The sequence below is a fragment of the Lentibacillus sp. genome, assembly GCF_035301675.1.
Lineage (GTDB): Bacteria > Bacillota > Bacilli > Bacillales > Amphibacillaceae > Lentibacillus.
This window is the reverse complement of the sequence record NZ_DATGTT010000019.1, coordinates 1-8,862: the sequence shown is the minus strand read 5'-3', so window position 1 is coordinate 8,862 and position 8,862 is coordinate 1. Positions and strand designations below refer to the sequence as shown.

The 8,862-nt window shown below is 43.8% G+C and carries 9 protein-coding genes; 7 read left to right on the top strand and 2 right to left on the bottom strand.

The window, feature by feature from the left end:
* Positions 1 to 708 precede the first annotated feature (708 nt).
* Complete coding sequence (locus tag VK097_RS03745) at positions 709 to 1,479, top strand: YecA family protein (RefSeq protein ID WP_324210464.1); 771 nt, start codon at positions 709 to 711, stop codon at positions 1,477 to 1,479.
* Positions 1,480 to 1,521: 42 nt separating this feature from the next.
* Here VK097_RS03745 and VK097_RS03740 read toward each other — a convergent pair whose 3' ends face one another.
* Positions 1,522 to 2,307, bottom strand: coding sequence for a sulfite exporter TauE/SafE family protein (locus tag VK097_RS03740; RefSeq protein WP_324210463.1), 786 nt, complete (start codon positions 2,305 to 2,307; stop codon positions 1,522 to 1,524).
* A gap of 100 nt (positions 2,308 to 2,407) precedes the next feature.
* Entirely contained in the window at positions 2,408 to 3,289 is an 882-nt protein-coding gene (locus VK097_RS03735; RefSeq protein ID WP_324210462.1) for a LysR family transcriptional regulator, read from the bottom strand.
* A gap of 299 nt (positions 3,290 to 3,588) precedes the next feature.
* Here VK097_RS03735 and VK097_RS03730 point away from each other — a divergent pair, with 299 nt between their 5' ends.
* The 6 genes from VK097_RS03730 to VK097_RS03705 form a co-directional block, all read left to right on the top strand.
* Positions 3,589 to 4,689: an amidohydrolase family protein gene (locus VK097_RS03730; RefSeq protein WP_324210461.1), complete on the top strand. Its 1,101-nt coding sequence runs from the start codon at positions 3,589 to 3,591 to the stop codon at positions 4,687 to 4,689.
* Positions 4,686 to 5,042: a Rieske (2Fe-2S) protein gene (locus VK097_RS03725; RefSeq protein WP_324210460.1), complete on the top strand. Its 357-nt coding sequence runs from the start codon at positions 4,686 to 4,688 to the stop codon at positions 5,040 to 5,042. The genes VK097_RS03730 and VK097_RS03725 overlap by 4 nt, the downstream gene beginning before the upstream one ends.
* Positions 5,043 to 5,070: 28 nt before the next feature.
* Complete coding sequence (gene betB, locus VK097_RS03720; protein WP_324210459.1) at positions 5,071 to 6,534, top strand: betaine-aldehyde dehydrogenase; 1,464 nt, start codon at positions 5,071 to 5,073, stop codon at positions 6,532 to 6,534.
* A gap of 69 nt (positions 6,535 to 6,603) precedes the next feature.
* Positions 6,604 to 6,948, top strand: coding sequence for a Rieske (2Fe-2S) protein (locus VK097_RS03715; protein ID WP_324210458.1), 345 nt, complete (start codon positions 6,604 to 6,606; stop codon positions 6,946 to 6,948).
* Between the two features lies 1 nt (position 6,949).
* On the top strand, positions 6,950 to 8,179 hold the full coding sequence (locus tag VK097_RS03710) for an NAD(P)/FAD-dependent oxidoreductase (RefSeq protein ID WP_324210457.1): 1,230 nt from the start codon (positions 6,950 to 6,952) through the stop codon (positions 8,177 to 8,179).
* Positions 8,180 to 8,298: 119 nt separating this feature from the next.
* Positions 8,299 to 8,862: glycine betaine ABC transporter substrate-binding protein (locus VK097_RS03705; RefSeq protein ID WP_324210456.1), on the top strand; the 564-nt coding region annotated here is incomplete at its 3' end.

The following is an 8,862-nucleotide window of genomic DNA, read 5'->3' as shown; positions in this document are numbered from 1 at the left end:
TGCAGCGCTTGGGCCTTTTCTCCTTGGATCTGTAGCCGAATGGACTCACAGCTGGACTGTTCCGCTAATCATTTTAATGATCGTGTCCTTATGCATTGCTGCGCTTGGAACCATTGCAGGCAAGAACCAAACAATTGTTTTTGAGACGAAAAGGGATGGAATCTAATCTAAGTAATTCACTTACAGCGGAGAAAATAAAATTATATTTAGCATACCAATTTACATCATGTTTGGTATGCTATTTTTTATTTGTGGTTTTATTTCATCAGGGTTTTTATAGTACCGTTTAAGCCCGGCTATAAATCGTCTCCTTCACTCCTATAATCGAAACGGACTCGGTAAAAGTGGCATCTTGCATCCGAAAAAATAAAAAATATTTTTCATTCTCACGCCCCCGATTCCTTAAATGTTTCGATTATAGTTATGAAGAGGAGTCTATTTTTCTTTGAAGCTGATATTATGAGGGAATAAGGATGGCGAAAAATAGGCTCACATTTGAGGGGGTTCTCAAACAGAACGAGCGGTGGATCCCTAACACATTCAACCGACTGAACATGCAAGGCTGGTATTAAGGGGGAGGAGTGCCGGTCATTTGTTCTTTGCTGAATCTTTTACACGGTGTTTATCATTGCTTAACTTCATTCATATATCCCTTCGAACATGTTAATATGATAGAAACATGAAACAAAAGAAAGAGGTGGGTTTTTTATGGGTTTGCTGATTGATTATATCATTGCCCTTACACATTTATATGGACTGGTCCACAAGGGTAAAGTTGTTGAGATATACAATATGCAAAATGATGAAAACGCTGGGGCAGCGGATGTGGATGATAGGGCAAAAAATAATGAGAATGAACTTGAAAAAAGCTTTGTTTATTTACATGGAGACTATTTTGTACATGAAACTATAATGGTATTTGATGAATTCGAACAGGAATTGGCCAAACGCCAGGGTAAGCCATTCTACATTCCGGGTCAAAAAGAGCTAATGAAATACAAAGATGATTTGTATTTTGAACGGACGAAGGCATATAATGCATTGAAAAAATATGTGCAACAGCATTTTTTCAATGGGGATGCGTCCAAAGCGGAGGAGCTGTGTGAAGATATTCATGGTGAGTGTCAGTTTGGTTTTTCATTAGATGAAGTCTTCCGTTCATTTGAATGGCAGGGCATTGTATTTGAAAGTGAGAACCAAGTACAAAAAGTGATGGAGCTTGTTATGGATTTATCTAATAACGTCCGGTTATGGGAAAATAACGGATTTACACCGGATGAATTGATCAGAACAGAACGGCCAATGCTGAGACCGCTGCCTGATGATCCGTTTCATGTGGAGTCCAAGTCGGGAATGAGCCAGGAAACCACCGCCGCAGCAAAACAAGACGGGAAAACGGCTGTGAACAAAAAGGTCGGCAGGAATGATCCATGTCCATGCGGGAGCGGGAAAAAATATAAGAAATGTTGTCTGGTGTAGGTGCTTGTCACCACCCGAATTTTGTCTAATCAGGTTTCAAGCTTAACCAAAATACAAACGGACGCCCATAATAATTAATAAAATGGAAAGCATTTGGATGATAACTTTACTTGAGATTTTTTTGGATATATGTACGCCTAAATAAGCGCCTATTATAATGCCCAAACCTCCCCATAATACAGTTAGCCAATGCACATGGCCATAAAGGATTTGTAATAAAACACCTGTTGATGTATAAAGACATAGTGAAAAAATCGATGTTGCAGTAGCGATATGCGTCGGAAAACGGAATAGATATATTAAAATAGGCACAAGCAGCCATCCCCCGCCAATTCCTAAGTAGCTTGAAAGGATTCCTGAAAAAACGCCAATTGGTAAAAACCATTTGCTGCTTAAACTGGAATATGCAACATTCCGTTCATGATCTGCAGCAATGTCACGGTTGTTTTCAGATGTGAAATTCTTTATAAACAAAAATATTCCTAATGATACAAGGGTAGTTGCAAAAATCCAAAAGAAGGCTGTGGATTCGGATGATTGAAATTTGAGCAGCCACACACCTATGAAAGAACCGGGGATAGCGCCCATTCCTATTTGTATTCCTGATTTATAATCGATTCTGTTTTGTTTGGCATACCCTGTTACGCCTGATAATGCATTAATAAGTACAATGACTAATCCTGATCCTGCAGCAAGTGCAGGTTTCATGTTAAAAAATAATAAAAGGGCGGGGACGAATATAAAACCGCCGCCCGCTCCAACAACTGTTCCATAAGATCCCGCCAAAATACCTGTAATAAGCAGAGCAACTGATGTCGTTATGGTCATTTATCTCTCTCCATGTTTTCGTTATTGTTATTTTACTTTAACAAAACATCTGGGGAGCGTATATTTTAATAAAATTATAGGCTATAACGAATAGGAATATCTAATGACGGATAAAGTCCACAAATGAAACCACATTACTCTTGTTGAATTTCTGGTTTTTACGAACTAGCCATAAATCGCGTTTCAAGTCTGTGTTGCGTATAGAAATCTCTTTGAGCGTTCCTTGCTTAAGTTCTTGAGCTACCGTTAATCTTGAAACAATACTTACCCCAAGGCCGGCCGCAACAGCGCTTTTAATTGCCTGTGTTGTACCCAGTACCATGTCGTTGTCAATTTTATCAAGCACGTTATGGTCCTTTAGAATCTTTTCGATAATTAATCTTGTACCGGAAGTTGTCTCTCTCCAGAGCATTCTTTCGTGAGTAATTTCTTCAATGGTAATTTCCTCGCGGTTATTCCAGGGGTGATCAGGTGGATGAATTAACACTAATTCATCATCTGCAAAACTTTCTGCCAATAAATCTTCGTCCTGAATAACGCCCTCAACCAATGCGAGATCTAGAACATCATTGGCTAATTCATCTAATATTTTAGGGGTGTTGTTAATGCTTAAGGATAATTTAAGCTTGGGATGTTTCTTTTTAAATTTTCCCATTAGGCTTGGCAGCAAGTATTCTCCAATCGTATAACTAGCTCCTACTGTCAGTCTTGTATTGGCATCGTCAAGTCTTTCTTGAATAGACTCCTGCGATCTGTTGTATTCATCGACAATTGATCTTGCGTAAGGATAAAGAATTTCCCCGTTTTTAGTAAGTGACAACCTGCCATCTTTTCGCTCAAATAACAAAGCGCCATATGTGTTTTCCAAATGCTGAATTTGCTTCGTAACAGCCGGCTGTGAGACGAACGATAAATTGGCTGCTTGACTGACACTGCCCATATCAACTACTAAGCAAAACATTTTAAAGGTTTCTATGTTCAAGTGGAATCCCCCTTATTTCGGTGCACTCCATTTTGCACAGTAATTATTAGCTTATCATATGGAAAATGAAAGTAAATAGATCCAGATTTCAGATGATAGTTTTTTCTTTTCCGGGCAATTTTGGAGATATCGGCTCACTGAAGTTTACTGACGCTCACTGAGCTTCACTGAGGTCACTCAGTTCATGAAATCGGATTTGTCAGTTCTCAGTGGCCTTGTGTAGACTGTAGTTAATTCATGCGCATGGATATAACAATTCATTTATTTCGTCTATAAGAACAAAAAAGGAGTCATTTTGAATGCCGCAAAAATCTGCTAGAAAAGGACGGAAACAACGTCCAATCATTGACACGGATATCCATGAACGGGTGACTTATTCGGAGCTTATCCCTTACTTAGATAATCCATGGAAACGGTATATAGAAGATAACCACTGGATGCAGGAGAAACATATGCCCTACACACAGCCGACTGTGGCCGGTGTTGATCGGGCAGATGCTGTCACCCCGGACGGTGGGGCTGCAGGAACGGATCTTGGCTTTATGCAAGAACAATTACTTGATGCGGAGGGACATGAATCCGGTATTTTAACCGGAGCTTTAGACCCATCTCCGTCATCAATGCACGGCTGGTATGAAATGGCCGCTGCTTTAGCAACCGCATATAATGATTGGCAAATTGAAAATTGGCTGGAAAAGGATGACCGTTTATATGGCTCCGTTCACATTGCTGCGCAGGATCCGCAACAGGCTGTTCGTGAGATAGAACGGGTCGGCCCGCACCCTAAAATGGTGCAAATATTGCTGCCGATTGATACGAGATCGTGGGGAGATCCGTATTATCATCCGATTTATGAAGCAGCTGAGCGTCACAATTTATCAATTGGTATGCATCATAATGAGCCACCTACCCATTTCGGGGGATGGCCGCGTTATTTCATCGAGTGGCATACCATGTTGCCAACGGCGCATATGATTGAAGTCTCCAACATGGTGTTTAACGGAGTGTTTGATAAATTCCCTGGTTTGCACCTTGTCATGATTGAGGGCGGATTCACGCATGTCCCACATCTAATGAAAAAGATGGATCAGCAATATAAGCAGCTTCGTCACGAGATTCCTTGGGTAAAACGGATGCCTAGTCGCATCATTCAGGAGCATGTCCGTTTTACAACACAGCCCGTTGAAGAAATGAGCGAAAAGGAATTTATGCAGTATATCGATCAAATGGGGTCGGAGGATATGGTCTGTTTTGCAACGGATTATCCGCATTGGGATTATGATTCGCCACTAGAGGCGCTTCCTAAACTTGATGCAACGCTGGAGGAAAAAATTTATTCAGAAAATGCGAGGGCTTCCTACCCTAAATTGCCGCAATTGACGGGGAGCGTGAAAGAATGAGGGAAATTGTGTGTAAAAAAGAAGATATTCAGCCCGGCAAGATGCGAAGTGCGTCATTAGGGAAAATTCCGGTTGTTGTTTGTCGCACAAAAGACGGTGAATTTTATGCATATGCCAATAAATGTCTGCACCAGGGTGCGCCACTTTCAGAAGGTGCTTTATGCGGGGATACCAAACGGACGGATATTCACGGAAAATATGAATATATTAAAGACAGCGAAATCCTCCGTTGTCCATGGCATGGGATGGAATATGACATTAAAAATGATGGTTGCATGCTGGCTGAACCGCAAAAAAAATTACGCAGTTTCAACGTTACGATTGAGGATGACCATGTGGTTGTCTATAAGTGAATCTGCTGAGCATACATGAGGTGAACGTATGAAAAAAATGTTCATTAACGGGGAATGGGTTGAAGCTCGTTCCGGTGAAACACGAGAGATTATAAACCCTTACAATCAAGCTGTCATTGCGACGGCAGCAGAAGGCGATAAGCAAGATGCGAAACTTGCGATTTCAGCCGCCAGGGAGGCTTTTGACAACAAGGAGTGGGCTGCGATTCCTGCTGCTGAGCGCGGCAAAATTGTCCATAAAATTGCCGGCTTAATTGAGCGTGATCGTGAAGAATTAGCTGAGCTCGAGTCGCTCGACACCGGTAAAACAGTGGAGGAAAGTCTTGGTGATATGGATGATATTGCAGGCGTTTTCCGCTATTTCGCTGAGATGGCTGACAAAGACGGTGGTGAGATTATCGAATCCCCTATTCCGAATTCAACCAGCAAGGTGGTGCATGAACCAGTTGGTGTCTGCGGGCAGATCACGCCGTGGAACTACCCGCTGCTGCAGGCGTCATGGAAATTGGCACCGGCACTGGCCGCTGGAAACACGCTTGTCATGAAGCCAAGTGAAATCACACCGCTCACTTCTATTAAAGTGTTTGAATTGATGGAAGAAGCCGGTGTTCCAGCAGGCGTTATCAATCTGGTGCTCGGACCTGGCAACTCGGTTGGTGCGGAACTTTCCGAAAATGATGATGTCGATCTGATCTCATTTACAGGCGGGATTGAAACCGGCAAACGGATTATGCGGGCTGCGAGCTCTAACGTGAAAAATCTGGCACTTGAGCTGGGCGGGAAAAACCCGAATGTTGTCTTCGCCGATGCTGATTTTGAAACAGCTGTCGATCAGGCGATGAACGCGGTATTCTTCCATGCCGGACAAATCTGTTCAGCAGGAACCAGGCTGATCGTGGAAGAAAGCATTCATGATGAATTCGTTGAGGCATTGGTCGGGCGGGTAAAGCAAATCAAGCTTGGCAGCGGTTTTGACGATTCAACGCAAATGGGACCGCTCATTTCCAAAGAACACTTGAATAAAGTGGTCCATTATGTCGAAAACGGCAAACAGGAAGGCGCAACGGTTGCTGTCGGCGGCAGCCGTCCGGATGAACCGGAACTGCAAAACGGCTTTTTCTACCTGCCGACTGTATTGACCGATTGCACGACTGACATGAGCGTTGTGCAGGACGAAGGCTTCGGCCCGGTGATTACCGTGGAAAAATTCTCGACCGAAGAAGAAGCAGTCCGCCTCGCCAACGACTCCATTTACGGGCTTTCCGGCGGTGTTTTCACCAATGACATCGCCAAAGCCGAGCGCTGTGTTCGGAAAATGCGGATGGGCACTGTCTGGATCAACGACGTGAATCTGTACTTCCCGCAAGCACCGTGGGGCGGCTATAAACAGTCCGGAATCGGCCGTGAACTGGGCAAAACGGGGCTGGAAGAATATCAGGAAACCAAGCATATTTTTCAAAATCTGAAGCCTGAACCGGCAAACTGGTTTTAGTGTTTAGGCCATCGTTTATTAATAAACAAGGACAAGTGAAAGAAAGAATGAAACATGAGGGTGATAGCAATGCAACATACAGAAGGATCGAAACCCGATTCTTATATTTATGCCTGTTCAAGTTCAGAGCTTGAAGAAGATGACCTCATCGAATGTGAAGTAGGGACGGAGACGATTGTTGTCGGCCGCGGGGAAGGAAAGGTTTATGCTGTTGAAGGGATATGTACGCATGCGTATGCCGAGTTGGCTGACGGTGAGTTGGATGGCACGTGTCTGACGTGTCCGCTGCATTTCGCCTGTTTCGATATTCGTGACGGTTCCGTGCTGGAAGGACCGGCAGAAACCCCGCTGCGAGTCTATGAGGCTATCGAGGCTGACGGGGCGGTATGGATTAGCTATGAAGGGGGAGAGTAAGGTGTCTGATGCAGGGACAACGGTTATTATAGGAGCTGGAGTCGCGGGTGTTCATGCCGCCGAGAGCTTGCGGAAAGAAGGTGATCAAGACCGGATTGTGCTGCTGGACAGCGACAGTCGGATGCCTTATGATCGCCCGCCTTTGTCTAAGGAATGGGTGACCGGGGAAACGGATGAAGCAAGCATATTATTACGGGATCCCGCGACCTATGAAAGATTGGACATAGACTTGAAGCTTGGTGTTGAAGTAACAGACATAGATTCCGTTCGTAAGACGATCGATACAAATGATGGTCATTCCTATGAATGGGAGAAACTTCTGCTCGCGACCGGATCACAGTTACGCACACTTTCAATCGCGGGCGATAACCTTCAAGGCATTTTTTACTTACGAAGGATGGCTGATGCCATAGCCATTAATCAACATATGCAACAGGTGAAAGAGGCCGTTATTATCGGGGCAGGTTTTATCGGAGCCGAGCTGGCAGCTTCTCTGAATCAGTTGGGAATTAACGTTACAATTGTGGAAAGGTCTTCTTACCCGATGGAAACGATCGTCGGCAGGCAAGTATCAGAGTATTTTCTGGATTTGCATCGACGTAACGGCGTCGATGTGATTACAGAGGATTCGGTCACGCAGTTTAACGGTGAAACAAACGTCGAAGAAGCGGTGACAGCATCGGGCCGGCGGATTCCATGCCAAGCGGTCATGATAGGTGTCGGAGTGACACCAAATACGGAGTTGTCACACCCGCAATTACAGGCTGACTGGGGCTATGCCGTGAGTGAATACGGTGAGACATCAGCCCCTGACATTTATGCGGCGGGGGACTGTACGTCATGGCCATACAACGGGGTGCCCATTCATGTCGAACATTGGGATCATGCCGTCAACCATGCCAAAACAGTTGCAAAAAACATGGTGCATCCGCAATCGGCCCCTTATACGTATACACCGTACTTTTGGTCGGATCAATATAACAACCGATTCCAATATTTCGGGCATGCAAAGGAATGGTCCAAAACTGTTTTACGGGGATCGGTTGAATCGGATGCGTTTACGATTTTCTATCTGGATGATCAAGATATCGTCAAGGCTGCGTTCATCTCCAACCAGCCAAAAAATGCCTTGCCCGTGAGACGAATGATTCAGCAGCAAAAAGCCATAGATCCGGAAGCTTTGGCAGATGAAAGTACAGTATTGAAAAAAGTTCAGCGTGTGCAGGTATAAATAAAATACAAGAGCTTGGCCTGTCTTCCGTTGATAGGTACCTTTAAAAAAAGAAGACAATTTTTCTTCAATGAGATAATATTTTTCAAAATTAGTCATGCAAAGGATGATGTCTTTTAATGTTAAAATTAATCAAAACGCTTCGACCAACGTTGTTGTTCGTATCTGTTTTCGCGGTTTTATTATTAGCAGCCTGTGATTCAGCAACAGAGGCTACCAGTGAAAATGATGATAACAAAGAGACGAAAGAAAAAATTGTATTTTCTGACTTGGGCTGGAACAGTATTCGCTTCCATAATCAAGTAGCAGCCACAGTATTGGAAGAAGGCTATGGGTATAAAACGGAAGTGACTACCGCATCGATGTCAATTGGCTTACAGGGGCTGCAAAATGGTGATATTGATGTAACGATGGAAATATGGGGAGATAAGATGGGCGATGCTTACGAAGAGGCGCTCGATAGTGGAGAAATTAAACAATTAGGCGTTAATTTTGGCGATACGAAACGTGGTTATTTTGTCCCCACTTATGTTATTGAAGGCGATGAGGAACGTGGTATTGAGCCCATGGCACCGGATTTGAAATCTGTCAAAGATTTACCGAAGTACAAGGATCTGTTTAAAAAATCTTCCAGGAAGAGTAAAGGACAAATTATAGGTGCGCCATCTATGTGGGGAGCAGCT

Bases quoted from the DNA above. Each gene is read 5' to 3' on its own strand.
- VK097_RS03745 (WP_324210464.1), top strand. From the start codon at position 709: ATGGGTTTGCTGATTGATTATATCATTGCCCTTACACATTTATATGGA.
- VK097_RS03740 (WP_324210463.1), bottom strand. From the start codon at position 2,307: ATGACCATAACGACATCAGTTGCTCTGCTTATTACAGGTATTTTGGCG.
- VK097_RS03730 (WP_324210461.1), top strand. From the start codon at position 3,589: ATGCCGCAAAAATCTGCTAGAAAAGGACGGAAACAACGTCCAATCATT.
- betB (WP_324210459.1), top strand. From the start codon at position 5,071: ATGAAAAAAATGTTCATTAACGGGGAATGGGTTGAAGCTCGTTCCGGT.
- VK097_RS03715 (WP_324210458.1), top strand. From the start codon at position 6,604: ATGCAACATACAGAAGGATCGAAACCCGATTCTTATATTTATGCCTGT.
- VK097_RS03725 (WP_324210460.1), top strand. From the start codon at position 4,686: ATGAGGGAAATTGTGTGTAAAAAAGAAGATATTCAGCCCGGCAAGATG.